The organism is Lewinella sp. IMCC34183 (genome assembly GCF_003390915.1).
In the GTDB taxonomy this organism is placed as follows: Bacteria; Bacteroidota; Bacteroidia; order Chitinophagales; family Saprospiraceae; genus Neolewinella.
In genome coordinates this window covers 240,187-259,561 of sequence record NZ_QMEM01000007.1, presented here as the reverse complement: position 1 = coordinate 259,561, position 19,375 = coordinate 240,187, and the positions used below count along the sequence as shown (strand labels likewise).

Sequence of the window (19,375 nt, the reverse complement as noted above, 5' to 3'; positions counted from 1 at the left end):
CTCTGGCACTCCCCTTACCATCACTACGCTGATCCGGCAACCCCTCGACCGCGTCTGGGAGCTGTACACCGGACCCGAGCACATCGTACAGTGAAACTTCGCGACCTCCGAATGGTACTGCCCCTCGGCGACCAACGACCTGCGGGAGGGCGGCGATTTCAACTGGCGCATGGAATCCAAGGACGGGCGCCTGGGATTCGACCTCAAAGGCACCTACACCGACGTGACCCCCGGCGAGATGATCGCCTACCGGATGGACGACGGTCGCCGCTCCGTGGTCGAGTTTGACGAGGAAGACGGCAAATCCCGCGTCACGATCTCCTTTGAGGCCGAGCAGCACAACCCGGCCGACGTGCAGCGCGACGGTTGGCAGGCCATCCTCAATAATTTCTGTCGCTACGCCGAGCAACGGGGCTGAAGGTGACGGCGGGGGCGCGAGTGCCGGGCTTTGTGCGGACCCGTAGCAATCAGGTTGTGCCGTAAATTATCCGTCATGAACAGCAAAACCGATGACCTGAAGCAGCGGGCGTTCACCTTCTACCAGACGGCCTTTGCCGGTGACCCGAGGGGGGCGGTGGAATCGTACGTCGGCGATCGCTATATCCAACACAATCCTCAGGTGTCCGACGGCAAGGAGGGCTTTATCGCCTACTTCGAGCGCATGCACCGCGAATACCCGGAAAAGTCAATCAAAATCCTGCGTGCAGTGGCGGAAGGGAATCTCGTCGCCCTGCACACGCACCAGGTGTGGCCCGGTAACGAGCAGTACGTTACCATGGATTTTTTCCGCTTTGACGACGCGGGCAAGATCGTGGAGCACTGGGATGCCCTCCAGCAGGTACCCGGAGAGATGGCCCACGGAAACGGTATGATCTGAGCCGGGCGGCCGAATCCGATATGTCTTTAATTGTCATTATGGCAATTCTAGATTTCGTATATTCAGGCCGCTCATGCAATCTGACCATATGTCGTTCTATTTCTCCGCCCGCGGACACCGGGTCCTTCTCCTTCTCCTCTTCGTAATCGGCGGTCTCACGCTTTCGGCGCGTACCGCGGTGCTGCCGGATTCGGTTTACCTGTTCGGCTACGCCCAGGATGAGGAAGGGCGCAGCGGCCTCAACATCGCCTGGAGCGTGGATCGGGAACAGTGGTACTCCATCGGCGACGGGTTTCGCTTCCTGGCCTCGGACTTCGGAGCCTGGGGCGCGCAGAAACGGATGTTCGACCCCTACCTGTACCAGGAGGAGAATGGCCGCTGGCACTGCGTGTGGAGCCTGAACGATACCATTCAGCAGGTCGCCCACGCCGCCTCCGACAACCTGTACGAGTGGGACCGGCAGTCCTACCCGGTGGTGATGGACGCCCCGGGCAACGTGCTTTCCCCCGAGGTAACGCTGAGCGGTCGCGCCTTTCTGGTTTCGTGGCGCAGTGACGGCGCGGGTGAGGAGGGTGTCTACCAGCTGGAAACCGACAACTTTCGGGACTTCTCGACCACCGCACCCGCGGACCGCGACGTACGCAAGAACGACCGGGAAACGGTACAGATCGACGGTACCGAGTACTTCGGTACCGTGCACCGGGTAGCCTGGGAACTGGTCGACGACCTGATCAAGCACTACGAGTGGATGCGGTTCCACAACGCCGAGCGCGCCGAGACCATGGCGGAGGATCCGGTCCGCTTCGCCGGCCTGCAGCCCCTCGAAGCTAATATCTATCTGCAGCCGGACGACAGCAAGCCCATCAGCGAGAACCTGATCGGTATCTTCTTCGAGGACATCAGCTACGCGGCCGACGGTGGCCTCTACGCCGAGCTGGTGCAAAACCGCGACTTCGAGTACGACCCCGCCGACAAGAAATACAACGACCCGAACTGGAACGCCCAAACCGCCTGGTCGGTCACCGGCGACGCCGCCGTGAAAATTCGAACCGATGATCCCATCCACGAGAACAACCCCCACTACGCGGCGCTGACCGTCACGAAAAAGGGGGCGGCAATGGCCAACGAAGGCTGGACGGGTATCCCCGTACGCGCCGGTGAAGTGTACGACGCTTCCCTGTTTGTTCGTGGGCGGGGTGCGGTGACCCTGCGCCTGGTCGGCCCCGACGGCAAGGTGCTGGGCGAGGGCCGGGTCCGTGGCCTGGGCCGCAACTGGAAAAAACTGAACACCGAGATCACCGCGGAAGAGACCGTGGACGACGCCCACCTTGAGGTAGTGCCCGACCGCACCGGCCGTACGGACCTCGATATGGTGTCCCTCTTCCCCCGCAACACCTTCCGGGGCCGCAAGAACGGCCTGCGCAAGGACCTGGCCGAGACCATCGCGGCCCTTAACCCGAAGTTCGTCCGCTTTCCCGGCGGCTGCGTGGCCCACGGTGACGGCCTCGGCAACATGTACCGCTGGGAGAACACCATCGGCCCCCTGGAGAGCCGCGTGCCGCAGCGCAACATCTGGAACTACCACCAGTCGGCGGGCTTGGGCTACTACGAATACTTCCTGTTCTGCGAAGACCTGGACGCCCTGCCGATCCCGGTGGTTCCCGCCGGCGTACCCTGCCAGAATTCGGCGGTCGGTGGTCACGGGCAGCAGTGCGGTATCCCGCTGGAAGATATGGACGCCTACACCCAGAGCATCCTTAACCTGATCGAGTACGCCAATGGCGACGCCACCACCGAGTGGGGCCGCAAGCGGGCGGAGGCCGGTCACCCGGAGCCCTTTAACCTGAAGTACCTGGGCGTGGGCAACGAGGACCTGATTACCGACGTCTTCGAGGAGCGCTTCCGCATCATTTACGAAGCCGTGACGGAACGCTACCCGGATATCGAGGTCATCGGTACCGTCGGACCCTTTTATATGGGTACCGACTACAAAGAGGGTTGGGAGCTGGCCCGGGAACTCGACATCCCCCTGGTCGACGAGCACTACTACCAGCCGCCGGGCTGGTTCATCAATAATCAGGACTTCTACGACAAGTACGACCGCGACGGCACCAAGGTCTACCTGGGGGAGTACGCCGCCCACCTGCCCGGCCGACCCATGAACGTGGAAACCGCCCTGAGCGAGGCGCTGTACCTCACCGCCGTGGAGCGCAACGGCGACGTGGTGGAGATGACCTCCTTCGCGCCCCTGCTGGCCAAGGAGGGAAACACCAACTGGAACCCCGACCTGATCTACTTTAACAACACCGAGGTGAAAACCACCGTCGACTACTACGTGCAGCAACTGTACGGACAAAATGCCGGCAACCTGTACATCCCCAGCAAGGTGAGTCTGTCCGACGGCGACAGGGACGTGCGCGAACGGGTGGGGGTATCCGTCGTCCGCGACGAAGCCACCGGCGACCTGATCCTGAAGCTGGCCAACCTGCTGCCCGTAGCGGTATCCGCCACCATCAACCCGGCCGGCCTGGACCTGCGGGGCGAGGCCACGGTGACCGTGCTGCAGGGAGAACCCGACGACCGGGACGCGCGGCCGGTGGAGTCGACGATGAACCTCTCGGGCGAGGTGGCCTACGAGATGCCGGCGTATTCATTCACGGTGATCCGGGTCGGTACGGCTAAACGGTAATCACCCAGCGGGTGGGGCGTTGGGGGTTTCGGACAATGATGGAAAAAACTGCCCGCGGAAGTACCATTCCGGCCGGGGCACCACGTTCTGTACCCGTCGGGTACCCTATTGGGCCGCCGGCACCCCATACCTCCGTTTCCGATCGTTGCGCGGCGTATACCGCCCCAGCAAGATCTACCGAACCCACCCGCCCGCATGTCAAGTACCTGGACCTTTTACTCGTTCGACCCCGACCGGTTTCGGCAAGAAGCCCGCGACCCCGGTACCGGGATCGCCAACCTGACCGCCTGGCTCGACGGAAGCGAGGCCAACGCCACGGACCGGCGGCTCTTCACGCCGGCCACCCTGGAACGGCTTGGGACCTTCGGGCTGGACTACAATTTGCTCCCCCGCAAGGACTGGAAGGTGCTGGACGCTTACTATCGCCTGTACTTCCGGGAACTGATTGGCGCCATACCGGAAAGCGAACAGCCCTCCGCCGACCGCAACTGGCAGGAGTTGCTCCGCTTTTACCGCGGGAGAAACGGACGGGACACGACTACCTTCTCTGCCCTCGCTGGGGAGGGCGCGCGTTTCGGGCTCCGTCCGCGGCCGGTGAGCTTACTGGATAAGCTTACCATGGCCCTGTACGGCGCGCCCTGCGACTACCTTATCCTGGAAGGAGAGGCCCTGCATACCTTTTGTCGCCACCTGCAGGCGCTCTTCTACGTCAACCGCTGGGACTGGCCGACCTGTATGGAGGAGCAGGAAGTGCTGCGCCCCCGTCTCGTCGATCCTTTCCTGAGGGCCCGCGACGGGTCCGGTGCCTTGTATGCCTGCCGCGGTGCGGCCGCCGGGCACGTACGGCTGCGGGAAGCCGAAACAACTGCGGGGGTCTCGGTTTAGAGGGTGGGGAAGTTCATCCCCCTGAATCCGACCGATGACCGTCCACGAGATCCTCAAGCTCCGTACCCGGGCCCTTACGCCTGCCCCCCCGGCCAGGGACCGCCCCTACGTACTGTGCTGGCTGATGCAGGCCCTGCGGGCCCGCGAGAACCCCGCGCTCGACGTGGCCATCCTGCTGGGCAACGCCGAGGGCATCCCGGTGGTGGTGGTGCACGCCCTGGAGAACCGCTATCCCTACGCCTCCCACCGCCTGCACCGCTTCATCCTGGAGGCCAGCCTCGACCTGGAGGCGGGCCTGAAAGAGCGGGACATCCGCTTCGTGCGCTGGGTGCGGCGGTCGGGGGAGAGCGAGGTCGATGTCGTCGCCCGCCTGGCGGAGGACGCCGCGGCCGTCATCGTTGACGATGTACCCACCTTCGTCACCCGGGAATACGCCGACGCGCTGGCAAAACGCTTCTCCGGCGCGGTATGGGGCGTCGATGCCTGCTGCGGGGTGCCGATGCGGGCCTTTCCCGAAGACCTCGGTACGACGAAAAAATATCGCGCCGCCCACCAGCCGCTACGGGACCTTCACCTGACCACCGACCTGGAGCAGACCCCCCGGTACCCGATGTACGACGGCCCCCTCGATCCGGGCGGATCGGGCGCGGCGGAGCTGACGGCCGACGGCATCGACGCCCTGATCGGGGAATGCGGCGTCGACATGAGCGTGCCGACGGCCGGCTTCTCGGGCGGGCGGTCCGCCGCGTTGGAACGGCTCGACTACGCCGTGCGGGAGGTGCTGCCTCGCTACAAGTGGACCCGCAACAACCCCGCCCTGACCGACGACAGCAGCCACCTGTCGCCGTGGCTCCACTTCGGCGTCCTCTCGCCGCGGGAGGTAGCCGCCGCGGTGCGCGAAGCCGAGGAAGCGGGAAGGGTACACCCGGCGGCGCGCTACAAGTTTTTCGACGAGCTGCTCACCTGGCGGGAATACTTCCACCACCGCTGCCGCTTCAACCCCGACTACTCGCGGTGGGCCGGACTGCCGGAGGCGGCCCGTGCTACCCTGCTGGCGCACGCCGGGGATTCGCGCCCGCGGGTGTACGGACTGGAGGCTCTGATCCGGGGAGAAACCGACGACGAAACCTGGAACGCCGCCCAGAAAGCCTTCGCGCTGGACGGCTGGATGAACAATAACCTGCGGATGTACTGGGTCAAGCAGCTGATCAAGTGGCGCCCCGACCCCCGGGAGGCCTTTGCCGTAGCCTGCTACCTCAACGACCGCTTCAGCCTCGACGGCCGCGACGCCTCCACCTACGGCAATCTCCGCTGGGGATTCGGGGAGGACAAGCGGGGGTACCGCGAGCTGCCCGTGTACGGATGGGTGTCCGGCCGCGGCGACGCCGCCCTGCGGCGGCGGGAGGGCGTGCCGGAGTGGCTGGCGGAGCAGGCCGCACGACCGGTACCGGATATCGCGGTCCCCACGGACCTCGACGATCTTCTGCTGCGCTACGGCTGAAGCGTACCTTGTCCTTCATGCGCCCCTACTCCTATCTGCTCCTGCTGTGCTGCCTCTGCTGCGCCACGCCGCCCCGCGACGACGCCCGCCTGCCGGAGCTTACCGAACTGACCATCGCGGATATTCACGCCGCCTACGCGGCCGGCGGCTTTACCGCCGAAGAACTGGTGACGGCCTACTTCGCGCGGATGGACAGCCTCGACGGCCCCCTCAACGCCATTACCTACCGCAATCCCGACGCCCTGGCCGACGCCCGCCGCCTGGATGCCGAATTCGCCCGCACCGGCACATTGCGGCCCCTGCACGGCATTCCGCTGCTCGTCAAGGACAACATCAACGTGGCCGGTACGCCGACCACGGCGGGCGCGCTCGCCCTCCAGGATTTCGTGCCCGAAGCGGACGCTACCATCATCCGGAAACTACGCGACGCCGGCGCCATCTTCATCGCCAAGACGAATATGGCCGAGTGGGCCTTCAGCGCGATGCACACCGAAAGCTCGACCGCGGGCACCACCCACAATCCGTACGCCCTCGATCACGTACCCGCCGGCTCCAGTGGGGGCACCGCCGCGGCGGTGGCGGCCAACCTGGCCACGGTAGGCTTGGGCACCGACACCGGCAATTCGATCCGCGGTCCCTCCTCCCACAATGCCCTGGTTGGCTTCCGTACCACGCTGGGACTCATCAGCCGGGAAGGCATCGTGCCGCTCTACCTGCGCAACGACGTCGTGGGCCCGATGTGCCGCACCGTCGCGGACGCCACCCGCGTGCTGCAAGCCATGGCCGGTCCGGACCCCGCCGATCCGCTTACCGCCTACGGGGAGGGTCACGTGGCGGCGGATTACCTATCCTACCTCGACGCCGACGGACTGCGGGGCGCCCGTATCGGGGTGCTACGGGAACTCAGCGACGCGGACCCCGCCCCGGAGATCGCCGGCCTGTTCACCGCTGCCCTGGCAGACCTGGAACGGCTGGGGGCCACCGTAGTGGATCCCGTGGACGTACCCGACTTTGCAAATCTGCGCCGCAACCAGTGGTGCGCGGAGTTCCGGACCGACCTGGAAGACTTCCTGGCCACCTACGTGCAGAACGATACGCTCGCCACCCTGGAGGACGTGATCCGGGTCGGCACGCGGAGCGACTACGCCCGCGAGAACCTGGCCGAGGCCCTGACCGACACCGGCCGCTACGGCGATAGCCCGGAACCCTGCGGCGATGCCTATACCGATCCCCGCCGCGTCGCCTTCCGGGAAGCCATCGAGGCGACCATGGACTCGCTGCGCCTGGACGCCCTCGTCTTTCCCAGCTGGAACCACCCCGCCGCCCGCATCGACGACTTCCGGGCCGGCTACCGCGGCGACAACAGCCAGATCATCTCCCCGCATACCGGGCAGCCCGGCTTCACCGTACCGATGGGATTTGTGAGCAGCGGCCTGCCCGCGGGCCTGCAGTTCCTGGGCCGGATGTACGCCGAGCCCACCCTGATTAAGCTGACTTACGCCTACGAGCGGGGGACGCGGCACCGGCGGGAGCCTTTACTTAAGTAAATCGCGGCTGAATAAATCCGGAATAAGTTGCGGTAGAAGGACTTGAGCCAGGTATCGCCCTTAGCAAAGGTTTCCCACAGATCGCCTACGGCGACACGGATTCCGCTTCGCTAGCACACAGATGGCCACGGATTTCCCCGCAGCGTATTCGCACGAGTACAATCCGCGCAAATCCGCGACTCAAATCTGTCCCAATCTGCGGTAAAGGAATGCCAGACGGAGTGCCACCCTACTTCTTCAGCCCGATCTCCCGCAGCCGCTCGTCCAGGTACTCGCCGGCGGTGATGGGGTCGTAGGCCTGCGGACGGTCGGCGGTAACGGTGCTGGGCAGCACGTCGAGCTTCATCTCCGAGCGGGGGTGGAGGAAGAAGGGGATCGACAGCCGCGGTTCGTGCCACTGCTCGCGGGGCGGGTTGACGACGCGGTGGGTGGTCGACTTCAGGTAATTGTTGGTGAGGCGCTGCAGCATATCGCCCACGTTGATGACGATCTCGTCGTTCTCGGGTACGATCTCCTGCCACTCGCCCGCGGTGTTCTGCAGCTGCAGGCCCCCGGCGCTGGCGCCCACGAGCAGGGTGATGAGGTTGATGTCCTCGTGCTGCTCGGCGCGGATGGCGCTCTTCGGCTCCTGGGTGATGGGCGGGTAGTGGATGGCCCGCAGGATGCTCATGCCGTCGTTGGTGAACTGGTCGAAGTATCCCTTATCCAGCCCCAGGTACAGGGCGATGGCGCGCAGCAGGCTGGCACCGCTCTTCTCGAAGGCGCGGTAGAGCTGGCGGCCGAGGTCCATGAACTCGGGTACCTCTTCTACGTCGGGGTTGCGCTGGTAGGCATTGTTGTCGGTATCCTGGAGTTCCTGGCCGATCTGGAAGAACTCCTTCAGGTCGGCGACCTGGGACTGCTTGGCGTGCTCCTTGCCGAAGGAGGTGTAGCCCCGCTGCCCGGCGGCACCGGCCACTTCGTACTTCCGCTTTACGTCTACCGGCAGGGCGAAGAACTTCTTGGCGGCTACGTAGAAGTCGTCGATGAGGTCCTTCGGGATACCGTGACCGGTCACCCCCACGAATCCGATACTGTGGAAGGCGTCGCCGAGCTGATCGATGAAGGCCTGGCGCTGGGCACCGTCGCCGGTTTCGAAGGTGGACAAGTCGACGAGGGGGATGGTACGGGGGGCGGAAACGGCCATAGCGGGAGATAATTGGTAGGTTATGCTAGGCTAACATCCCAAACGCTACCGCGGTTTGTAGCGGGCCCCGCGCAGCAGCTCCTGCCCGTCGGAGATCGCCAGCAGCTCCGGCAGGGTGGTCTCGGGGTGGGCCTCCAGGTAGGCCGCCACGATCTGCCGGCCGAGGTAGTTGACGGCCCCGCCGGGCGACTCCGCCGGCATGCCGGGCGTATAGGGGGCCGGGCGGGTGTACTTGTTGATCAGGCTGACGTCGGTGGCGTAGAGGATGTCCTCCCGCTGCAGGTAGGCGTAGATCTGCGTCTCGTTGTCGCGCAGCCACGCCAGCTGCTCCTCGCTCACTTCGTACACGACGTGGGGGGGCGTCTCCGGCTGCAGCAGCTCCAGGAGGTAGAGCTTCTTGCCCTCGTAGAGCAGGTAGTCGAGCAGCCGGCCGGTCCGGGGGGCGGGGAAGTAGTCCTCCAGCAGTACCCGCAGCAGCTTGGCGGAGAAGTGCTCCGGGGTGTAGCTGCGGGCCAGGTAGCTCGAGAAGATCGGCTCCTCGGGGTTGACCTGGGTGTAGTCGAAGTCGGGGCCGAGGAAGAACTCCAGCCCGGCGGCGATCTCACCGTCGCCGTACAGGAAGGCCGCCAGCTCGAAGTGGGTGTCGAAGGTCACCAGCGTATCCGGCACGGGGGCATCCGGCAGGTAATGGCGGTAGTACCGCAGGCCCTGCTCGAATTGGTCCACCATCCCCTGCACCCGCGCCCCGCCGCCGGGAAAGCGCGCCTCCACCGTGGAGTCGACCACCCCGGTAAGCGGAAAGTCCAGGTAGGCCCGCAGCACGTTCTGCCCCTCAGCGGGGCTGAGATCGCCCCGCCGCAGGGGCACCAGGTGGGTAAAGAAGGCGTCGGTGAAGCTGCCGAAGCGGTCGTCGAGCTCCGCCAGCTCCCCGGCGAGGTCGGCCGTGTCCACCGCGGCGAGGGCGCGGTCGAAGCGCAGCACCGTCAGCTCCACCGGGATGTCGCTCACGTCGGGGGGCGGCGGCGTATCGGAACACGCGACCAGGACGAAGGCGAAGGGCAGTAGGGGGAGGAGTATGTGTCTGCTAACTTTCATTGCGGGCTAAACACCGGCCGGACCGGCTCGTTTGACAACGACCGTCAAACCCAATTATTACCGAATGAAGCCTACCCTCCCCCTCCTAGTCGCCTGCCTGCTCACCTCCCTGACCGCCACCGCGCAGTACAACCCCATCCAGTTCGGCCTCCAGCTGAGCCCCTCCTTCAGCTGGATGGGGACCGACAACAACCTGATCGAAAGCGACGGTACCAACCTGGGCCTGAAGCTGGGCCTCATCGCCGAGTACTACTTCCAGGATAACTACAGCATCCACACCGGACTGAACGTGCATTTCAATTCCGGCGGCGCCCTGCGCTACGACGAGCAGTTTACCGAGGTCGACATCTGGGGCGAGTCCCTGGCCGAAACCCTCACCACCCGGCCCACCCCCGCCCAGCTGAGCGGCAAGACCTTCGACTACAACCTCCAGTTCGTGGAGATCCCCCTGGGCCTCACCCTGCGCACGCGGGAGTTCGGCTACATCCGCTACTTTGTACAGCCGGCCTTCACGCTGGGCATCCTGAGCGGCAGCCGCGGCAGCATCCGCAACGCCAGCTTCATCGACTCCGACGAGAACTTCAAGATCAGCTCCGAGGTCAACGCCCTCAACCTTTCGTGGGGCCTGGGCGGCGGCATCGAGTACGCCATCTCTACCAGTTCGTCGCTCATCGGTGGCCTGGCCTTCCAGTCGGGCATCTTCGACCTGACCAGCGACGGCGACACCCAGCTCCTGCGGCAGGGCCGCGGTCCCGCGGAAGATAATAGCAAGGGCCGCGTCAACTCCCTCACCATCATGCTGGGCATAATGTTCTAGTATCCGACATTTGCCGTCTGCCGGGGTCGCGGGTGCAATGAAAGTACCGGAAGCGACGTTCGCCAGTGGCCGTCCCCGCCAGTTGCATCCGGTGGGGGCTCGCTTTTCGTGCTTATGAACTACACAACTATGTTGCCTCGCCCCGTATTCCGCGCACTTGCTTTTCTACTGCTTTTGTTGTGTGGAACCGGTGGTTTGCAGGCGCAGATCGGGCGTGTCTTGCCCATGCAGGCGTCTACTTCGAAGGTCAATACTCTCGGCCCCAAGGCCGTCTGTACCAGCGACGTCGGCACCATTACCGGCTTCAAGGACTTAAACATGGAAAGCAACAGCTTCGGCCGGCCCGTCGCGGGGTCCACCGTAGCGTTTGCCGCCCGCCCGGACACCATCTTTCTCTGCCGCAACGATGCCTTTACGGTCGATTTTTTGAACGGGTCCGAGGACCTCTCCGGTGATCCTAACCCTGATACCCGACCGGGTATTGCCTATGCCGTATACGATTGCCCGCCCACGGTGACGGGTACGACCGTCGCCGATGTCAATCAGGATCCCTGCCACGCTGACCCAAACAATCCCCTGTACCCCAACCTTGACGGTACACTCAACATTTTTCCCCCCGCCAATTACTTCGGGGCAACCCCGAACTACGACCTGATTGTCGACAACCAGGATACCCCTTCCGCGGCGGAAATTTTTGGTGGGCCGGTGGTGCTTTACGTGGCGCCCGTAACGATCGACTCTCTGGATTTGACGGAGGGAACGTTCCGGGACGAGTCCGGCTTCAACGGAAACGAAGGCTGTACACTGGTAGGAGTAAACCAAACCTTTGCCGTTGCCTACCTCAATCCCATTCGCGTAGACAACCCCAGCCAGAGTGGCTCCGACTGCAGCGGCAGCTTTACCGTCATGGGCGGAGTCAGTGAACTGCGCAACACAGCGGATTACGCCATTACTATCCGCTCGACCACCGGGCAGCTTGGCACCGTCACCTCCGGGCCGGCCCGTCACGGAGACGTGGTTTCCTATACGGTCCCCGGTCCCGGCGACTACACCATCAACGTCGAAGACGCGGTAAGCTGCGCGGGCAACACTACCGTTACCCATGCCGTCACCGCCTGCGCACCCGTCAGTAACGTAACGCTAGACGTGACCCCCACCCCGATCAGCTGCGCGGGTGAGCAGGACGGCGAACTTACCGTAGCGGCCACCGGCGGCACGCCCACCTACGTATTCACCATCACCCGCACCAACCCCGCCACGCCGCCAATCACCGATAACGGTAGCACCGTGGCCGACGGCGAGCCCCTGGACTTCAACGAACTGCCCGGCGGACAGTACACCGTCACCGTCACGGACGCGAATGGTGCCACCGCCACGAGTAACATAGAAATTGAAGCGGGCAATGTTTCCGTGGGCATCGAGGTAGCCGACGGCTTCGACTGCTTCGACGACGCCCAGGGTGGTACCCTGGAGGCCGTCATCTTCGACGGCAATAATCCCATTGCGGCCACGGGTTACACCTTCCTGTGGAGCAACGGGGAGACGACCCAGACAATCACGGACCTGTCGCCCGGTACCTACGCCGTGACGGCCACGAATACGGCAACGGGATGCGCGACCACCGACTCCGAAAACTTCCGGGCCCCCAACCGGCTGCTCATCAACAACAGCTCCCTCAACAGCGACGCGGCGACCTGTAGCGGCGTCAGCGACGGTACGGTGAATATTCCCATCAGTGGCGGAACCCAGGATGCAAACGGGGAGTACGCGATCGGCTGGTCCGACGGCGTGACCACCAACGGCAGCAGAATCGCCCGCACCGACCTCCTACCTAACGCCTATTCGGTGACCGTCACCGACGTGAACGGTTGCCAGGACTCGACCAACTTCACCATCGCCGCCGTGAAAACGCTGATCGTCAACTCCGACGTCACCGACATCAGCTGCTTCGGTGACGGCGACGGCAGCATCAGTGTGACCGGCAGCTTCGACAATACCGGAGCCACGCCGGACTATCCCTTCGAAGCGGCCCTGCTGGACAATGACGGCAACCAGGTATTCCCCTACCGTACGGTTCCCGACCAGGGCCGTACCCCCGTGGTGTTCGACAACCTCGGCCCCGGGACCTACCGCGTGAGCCTTCGCGACCAGGATTCCGATGGATGTGAGATCTCGCGGATCGTTACCGTGGTCGAGCCCGCTCTGCTGGAGATCGATACGGTCAACGTCACCGACTTCGGCTGCCCCGACGAGTTCGGCACCGCCGCGGTTGATGTCACCGGCGGCACCGCTCCCTACACCTACCGCTTCAAGAACGACAGTCTGCCCGACCCCATCGATACGCTGATGACCTTCGACAGCCTGGTGGTCGACACCAACTTCATCGGCGACCTGCAGCCCGACACCAACTACGTGGTCATCGTCACCGACGCCAACGGCTGTATTGACTCCACCACCTTCCGGATCTCTTCCCCGCCCCGCGCCGCCATCGCGCCCATCGCTACCGACTTCGTCTCCTGTACCGACAGCCAGGACGGGCAGCTGGTCGCCGAAGTCACCCCGCCGCAGGGTGAAACCGTCACCAATACCGCCTGGTACCGCCTGAACAACGACGGCACCATCGGGGAGCAGGTGGACATCGGCCTGCGCACGACGGCGGACCTCAGCGTCGGCTTCTACCTCTTTGAGGCCACCCTGTCCAACGAATGCGTTTCCCAGGCCATCGGGGAGGTGGCCAGTCCCGGACTGGTCGCCCTCGATAGCGTGGCCCTGGTACCGCCGGTCTGTCTCGGCGACGCCAACGGCAGCATCACCGTCTACCCCAGCGGCGGCACCGGGCCGTACCGCTACGACTGGTCCGCGGACAACGGCAGCAGCAGCTCCCCGACGCTGACCAACCTCACCGCCGGCACCTACAGCGTAACCATCACCGACGCCAACAACTGCCAGCCTCCCTTCGATACCACCTTCGTGCTGGAGGAGCCCGTCGGCATTACCGGCTCGTTCACCAACCTGCAGGGCGTAAGCTGCCCGGATTCTACCACCGCCGACGGGGCGGCCACCTTCTCGGCCAGGTTCAGCAACGACTCGACCGGCCTCTTTGACTTTTACTGGTCGAGCGGTGATACCATCCTGCAACAGGCCAGCTCCACGGTAGATAACCTTACCCGGGGCGCCTTCAGCGTGACGGTCACCGACGGACTCTGCCCGCAGGTCTTTACCGATACGATCGCCAGCCCCGAGGACTTCGTTATTACCCCCACTACCGTGGACGTCAGCTGCTTCGACGCCGCCGACGGCAGCCTGTCCGTCGACGTGACCGGCGCTACCCCCGGGTACACCTTCGAGTGGATCGGCCGCACCGAAACCGGCCCCTCCCTCGACAGCCTCGACGCCGGCAGCTATCCCCTGGTGGTCACCGACAGCCGGGGCTGTGTTGCCGATACCCTGCAAGCGGAGGTCCTGGAACCCGACGAGCTGGTACTGTCGATCAACGAGGCCCTCACGACCCCGTCGGTCACCTGTGCCGGAGACTCCAACGGCGTACTGGCGGTCTTCGTCAGCAGCACCAACAACAACCCCCTGGCCGACAGTCCCTACAGCTGGTCGCAGAACGTAGACGACCGCGACGATAACGTGGCCGTCAACCTGAATCCCGATACCTATTCCGTGACGGTCACCGACAACCGGGGCTGCCAGGACAGCCTGCAGTACACCATTGTAGATCCCCAGCCGATCACCTTCAGCGTGGATCCCATTCCGGAACCGCTGTGCTTCGGCCAGATGACACCGGTGACCCTCGATACGGTTTTCGGCGGGCAGGGTACGTCACTGAGTGACTACAGCTACACGCTCAATAACGATGGCTTCCTGCTGCCCGTGGACCAGCCCGGCAGCACCTTCGCCGGCGAGGTCGTGGTTAGCGTATTCGACGCGGCGGGCTGCCGTACCGACCAGACGGTCACCGTGAATCAGCCCGAGGAAATTCAGATCGACCTGGACGACCGCCTGATCGTCGACCTCGGCGACAGCCTTCAGCAGCTTGACCCCATCGTCACCCCTCCGGACAACTACACCTACCTGTGGACGCCGGATAATTTCCTTTCCTCGGACAGCATCCGCAATCCCTATGTCTTCCCCCGGGGAAGCGAGAACTACACGCTGACGGTCACCAATCCGAACGGCTGTGAGGCGGAGGAGAACATTTTCGTGGAAGTAGACGCCAACCGCAACGTCTACATCCCGAATGCCTTCAGCCCCAACCGCGACGGGCGCAACGACGACTTCCGGGTCTACGCCTGCCAGGGAGTGATCGGGGTGTCCAGCGTCCAGATTTACAACCGCTGGGGTGGCCTGGTCTACGAGGACAGCGAGATTCCGGCCAACTGCCTCGACGGCACGTTGCTGTGGGACGGCATGACGCCGGATGGCAAGTCGGTGGGCACGGGCGTATACGTCTACGTAGTGGAAGTGGTCTTCCTCGATAACGTCAGTCTGCTGTACCGGGGCGATATCTCCGTAGTGCGCTAGCGCCAGCCTACCGCGCCTGCTGTACGCGGGCCAGCTCTTTCCAGTCGCCGGCGGCGGCCAGGGCGGCCTGTTGTGGCCAGTTGCCCGGGTCGTGGAGGGCAAGGTGGTCTCCCGCCTGGGAAAGCATGGCCTCCAGCTCCTCGACGGGGGTAGAAGCGAGCGTGGGCAGGTCGCGGACCCCGGCCTCCCGCAGGGTGACCTCGATTTCCGGGGTGATGCCCTCGATTACCTGCAGCCCCGGCTTTTGGGCTTTTTCCGCGCTACGCTCGTCGGGGGACATCTCCGTAAGCCGGCGGGCCTGTCCGATCCAGTCTTCCTCGCGCATCAGTTCGGCGACGTAACCGATACGGGCGGCGTAGTCCTCCAGGTCCCCGTCCGACCAGCCCGCGATCTGCTCGTAGGTATAGATGCCCGCGGTGTAGAGTTTGCGCTGGTTGAAGGGGCCGATGGTGTGTATGCGCGTGAGGTCGTCGCGCTGCTCGGCTTTCACCTCGTCGAAGCTTTCACCGATGCGCACTTCGTGGCGGGCCCGGTTCAGGCTGGGCGTGGGTTCGGGCGTGTCCGGGTGGAGTCGCTCCATCCGCGCTTCGAGGGCCCGGAGGCGCTGTTCCAGGGCGGCCGTGCCGGGGTTCGCTTCCGGATTGCTGGTGAGCGAAGCGTCGTTCGTGCCCCCGTGCAGCAGTTGCTCGTTGCGGGTCTTGAGCCCGATGATCTGGTCGTTGAGGTCCTCGATCGTGGTGGCGTAGCTCTGGTTGGTTGCGTTGAGTTGCTCATTGCCGGCCTGCAGCCGCCGCAGGTCGGTAGTGATGGACTCCAGGTTCTTGCGCACCTCGCGCTGCTGGACGAGGCTGTCGTCCTTTTCGGTGGTCAGGTTAACGAGTTCACGGGCCAGCTTTTTCTGTTCCTCGTCGGCCGTAGCGAGTTGCTGGCGCAGGTCTTCCTTCTCCCGGTCGAGCTGATTGGCCCGCTTGCGGTAGCGTCCCGTTTTGGCTCGCTGGATCAGCCAGCCCAGCAACAGCCCGAGCGTAAAGAGCAGCAGCCCGAGGATCGCGAAAATCAGGAGGTACGGGGTGGGCAGGGTCGCCAGGTAGTCGACGAATTCGTAGTAGAGATCCATGGATCACGGGATGGTGCTTCGGAAAGATAGGGTTCGGTCACTATATCCATCCAGAAGTCTCCCTGATCGAATGACCGCCGGCACTCCCGCGGTACTTGCGCGTCGGACTGCGCTGCCGGAGGCAGCCTTATACTTCCGCTGCCGGAGGCAGCCTTTTACCGTATGGACCTAGAACGGAATGTCGTCGTCGGTATTCATCTTACTGGGCAGGGTACCCCCGCCGTAGGGCTGCTGGGGTTGGCCGCCGGTGATGGCGTTGGAGGGCAGCAGGTCGAAGTCGGGGTCGTCCAGGTCACTGAAGCGGGCAAAGTCGCTGTCGAAGCGCAGGCGGATGTCGCGGGCCTCGCCGTGGCGGTTCTTGCCCACGATGATCTCGGCGATGCCGGCGAGGCTGTTGCCCTGCTCGTCCTCCGTGATCTTGTAGTACTCCGGCCGGTAGAGGAACATGACCATATCTGCGTCCTGCTCGATCGAGTTGTGGACCACCAGGTCGTCGGCAACGAAATTATGAAGTCCGGGGACGGTCAGGTCGTAAACCTCTTCTACCTCCGCGAGCTCGATCGACTCGATCCGGTCCCAGTAAATGTCACTCCGGGCGAGTTCCGCCAGGTCGGGACAATCCACTACCCCGGCTACGTTGAGCGCACGCTCGCGGCTGAGGTTGGAATTATACAGGGCGGTGCCGCAGTAACTCACCTCCAGCGCTGCCTGCATGGCCCGGGTGGTCATGCCGAGGTGAGCGATCGCCGGCTTTACCAACGTGTGCCACGCCTCTTTCGGCACCACGTCGCGGTTGGTATTTTCCGTTCGTTCACCGAGGTACGTTTCGATCTCGACCTGCGCAGTCTGCTTGTAAGCCCCCACGGAGCCTACTAGATCGCAGAAACCGAGAATATCGGACTTCCCCGTTACCGTCACGTGGTACTGGTCCCTTCCCTTTCCGGTTTGTGGTACCCGGGTGAGTCGGGACCGGATATCCAGCATCAGCAACAGGTGCTGAACGTCCCTGGCCAGCCGCTGGCTACTCGAAGCATAATAGACGGCAGGATAGGGACTTTTACCGCCCGTAAGGCGCACGCATCCGTCCGTAGACCATAAGTGACGCAGAAAGAGCCCTACCTGCCGGGTATCGGCACGGAACACTTCATCCGGCACGAACTTCTCCTGGGACCGCAGACCCCAGCAGCCCAGTGCTTCGAGCCATTCGGCGATGGCACTGCGCACGCCGTGCGTATGCTTCCGCGTGGAACTCAGGTACACCTGGAACCAGCTGGACCCGGTCTTTTGCGATCCTTCCCGCTTAATGCGCAGGGCGATCTCCGCACCGAACGACTCCGTAGCCAATTCAGCTACCCGCTCCGCGAGGTCTAGCTCGCGGGTGGTGTACTGAATAGCGTGGTTCGGGAGCGTGCAGCCGTCGCCGATCAGGTGACCGAGCAGGGCCAGCTGGCTATCGGACATCCGGGTACCGCAGTGCTCGGATTCGGGGATCCGGCGGGGGGTTGCCAGCAGCTCCCCGGTGCGAAGAGCGTCGAGCCGTTTCCAGCCGTCGACGGTATAGAATTTGTGGTTGGAGGTGGCCCGAATCGTACGGCCCAGGCGCGTGGTCAGTCGGTAGGTCTGCTTCGTTCCCGTGGAAAAAGCGGCACTCACCATCCTTGGCACCAGATTATACGTATCGTCGGTGGCCCAGACCTGGAATCCACCCCGGGGATACTTGTGTACCAGTTCCCGAATGGGAACCCGGCGGCCATCCTCGGCCAGTGACACCAGCGTATCGCCCGTCAGACAGCCAGATTCGCGCAAGTCACTGAGCTGCGGGCGTTTATCTCCCCCGCGCGTTTCTACGGCCCGGCTCAGCTGCGACAGGGCGATCACCGGTACTTCCAGTTCCTTGGCGAGCCCCTTGAGGCCCCGGCTGATCGCCGATACTTCCTGTTCGCGGTTGCCGCCCTTGTTGGCCTCGCCGGCGCCCGACATCAGCTGCAGGTAGTCGATGATGACCAGGCTGATGCCCTTTTCGAGCTTCAGGCGGCGGCATTTGGCGCGCAGCTCGAAGACGTTGATGCCCGGCGTATCGTCGATGTAGATCGGCGCCTCGCCGATGTGGTTCATGGCGTTGACCAGGCGCGTCCACTCGTCGTCGGTGAACTTGCCGTTACGCATCTTCTGACCGTTGACTTCCGCGTCCTGGCTGAAGATGCGGCCCGCCAGCTGGGCGGCGCTCATCTCCAGGCTGAACAGCGCTACGCCGTGGCCGTACTCGGCGGCGGCGTTGCGGGCCATGGAAAGCACGAAACTCGTCTTGCCCATGGCCGGGCGGGCGGCCACGATGATGAGGTCGGAGGGCTGCAGGCCGGAGGTAAGCCGGTCGAGCTCCGTAAAGCCGGTGGGGATGCCGGTCATGCCGTCTTCCTTCTCCCGCAGCATCGTCAGCTGATCCAGCAACTGGTTGGCCAGCATGCCCATGTCGGCCACCTGCTTGCCCATATTGCGCTCCGTGATCTCGAAGACGAAGTTGCCGGCCTTGTCCAGCAGGTCGAGTACGTCGGTACCGTCCTCGTAGGCGTCCTTGATGATCTCCGAACTGGTGCGGATGAGCTCGCGCTGGATAAACTTCTCCGTCACGATCCGCGCGTGGTACTCGATGTTGGCCGAACTGGTCACTTTGCTCGTCAGCTGGGCCAGGTAGGCGGGGCCACCCACGACTTCCAGTTCCTCGTGCTTGCGGAGGTCCTCCATCACCATGAGCAGGTCGATCGGCTGGCTGCGCTCGAAGAGGCGGCGCATGCTGCGGTAGATCGCCTGGTGGGCGGGCTTGTAGAAGGATTCCGGGGAAATGATGTCCAGCACCTTGGTCATCGCCTCCCGCTCGATCAGGATCGCGGAGAGAATGGCCTCCTCCAGGTCCGGCGCCTGCGGCGGCAGCTTGCTGTAGGCGGGCAGGTTGGCTTCTTCCAGCCGGTTGCGGTTGCTGTACGCCAGCCCCGCGCTGCCGTTTCCATTACTCCTGCGGTCGTATTGCTTGTCCTTCGCCATCGTATCTCAAAGGTATTCCTTTTATAAACAAATTGTTGTGGAAAAGGATGTGCAGAAGTTTTTTACCCTGTGGATAACCCTGTTGATTATTC

Annotated in this window: 11 protein-coding genes and 1 pseudogene; 8 read left to right on the top strand and 4 right to left on the bottom strand. The window is 63.9% G+C overall.

The features are described 5' to 3' along the window. Positions 1-115 precede the first annotated feature (115 nt). From DQG19_RS15955 to DQG19_RS15930, 6 genes and pseudogenes are all read left to right on the top strand, one after another. Positions 116-418, top strand: a pseudogene (locus tag DQG19_RS15955) (SRPBCC domain-containing protein); the annotation flags it as partial. Positions 419-493: 75 nt separating this feature from the next. Next, on the top strand, positions 494-877 hold the full coding sequence (locus DQG19_RS15950) for a nuclear transport factor 2 family protein (RefSeq protein WP_116127281.1): 384 nt from the start codon (positions 494-496) through the stop codon (positions 875-877). A gap of 73 nt (positions 878-950) precedes the next feature. After that, the gene (locus DQG19_RS15945) at positions 951-3,566 is read left to right on the top strand and encodes an alpha-L-arabinofuranosidase C-terminal domain-containing protein (RefSeq protein WP_232826539.1); all 2,616 of its coding nucleotides are present in this window, start codon (positions 951-953) and stop codon (positions 3,564-3,566) included. 195 nt (positions 3,567-3,761) lie between these two features. Beyond that, a complete protein-coding gene (locus DQG19_RS15940; RefSeq protein WP_116127279.1) occupies positions 3,762-4,451 on the top strand; it encodes a hypothetical protein in 690 nt (229 codons plus the stop codon). Positions 4,452-4,485: 34 nt separating this feature from the next. Beyond that, the gene (locus DQG19_RS15935) at positions 4,486-5,952 is read left to right on the top strand and encodes a deoxyribodipyrimidine photo-lyase (RefSeq protein WP_116127278.1); all 1,467 of its coding nucleotides are present in this window, start codon (positions 4,486-4,488) and stop codon (positions 5,950-5,952) included. Between the two features lie 17 nt (positions 5,953-5,969). Beyond that, positions 5,970-7,499, top strand: a complete 1,530-nt coding sequence (locus DQG19_RS15930; RefSeq protein ID WP_116127277.1) for an amidase — start codon at positions 5,970-5,972, stop codon at positions 7,497-7,499. A 229-nt stretch (positions 7,500-7,728) separates the two neighbouring features. Here the strand turns inward: DQG19_RS15930 and DQG19_RS15925 are convergent, their stop codons facing one another. Both DQG19_RS15925 and DQG19_RS15920 read right to left on the bottom strand, forming a co-directional pair. After that, positions 7,729-8,685 (bottom strand): isopenicillin N synthase family dioxygenase, encoded by a 957-nt coding sequence (locus tag DQG19_RS15925; protein ID WP_116127276.1) that lies wholly within the window; start codon positions 8,683-8,685, stop codon positions 7,729-7,731. A 45-nt stretch (positions 8,686-8,730) separates the two neighbouring features. Beyond that, positions 8,731-9,780 carry a hypothetical protein gene (locus tag DQG19_RS15920; protein WP_116127275.1) on the bottom strand — a complete coding sequence of 350 codons (1,050 nt, stop codon included), beginning with the start codon at positions 9,778-9,780 and terminating at the stop codon, positions 8,731-8,733. A gap of 64 nt (positions 9,781-9,844) precedes the next feature. Between DQG19_RS15920 and DQG19_RS15915 the strand changes: the two genes are divergently transcribed. Continuing rightward, positions 9,845-10,597 (top strand): porin family protein, encoded by a 753-nt coding sequence (locus tag DQG19_RS15915; protein ID WP_116127274.1) that lies wholly within the window; start codon positions 9,845-9,847, stop codon positions 10,595-10,597. A 225-nt stretch (positions 10,598-10,822) separates the two neighbouring features. Beyond that, positions 10,823-15,127, top strand: coding sequence for a gliding motility-associated C-terminal domain-containing protein (locus DQG19_RS15910; RefSeq protein WP_198661771.1), 4,305 nt, complete (start codon positions 10,823-10,825; stop codon positions 15,125-15,127). Between the two features lie 7 nt (positions 15,128-15,134). Here DQG19_RS15910 and DQG19_RS15905 read toward each other — a convergent pair whose 3' ends face one another. Together DQG19_RS15905 and DQG19_RS15900 are read right to left on the bottom strand one after the other, a co-directional pair. Next, positions 15,135-16,244, bottom strand: coding sequence for a hypothetical protein (locus DQG19_RS15905; RefSeq protein ID WP_116127272.1), 1,110 nt, complete (start codon positions 16,242-16,244; stop codon positions 15,135-15,137). 168 nt (positions 16,245-16,412) lie between these two features. After that, on the bottom strand, positions 16,413-19,283 hold the full coding sequence (locus tag DQG19_RS15900) for a replicative DNA helicase (protein ID WP_116127271.1): 2,871 nt from the start codon (positions 19,281-19,283) through the stop codon (positions 16,413-16,415). Positions 19,284-19,375: the final 92 nt, after the last annotated feature.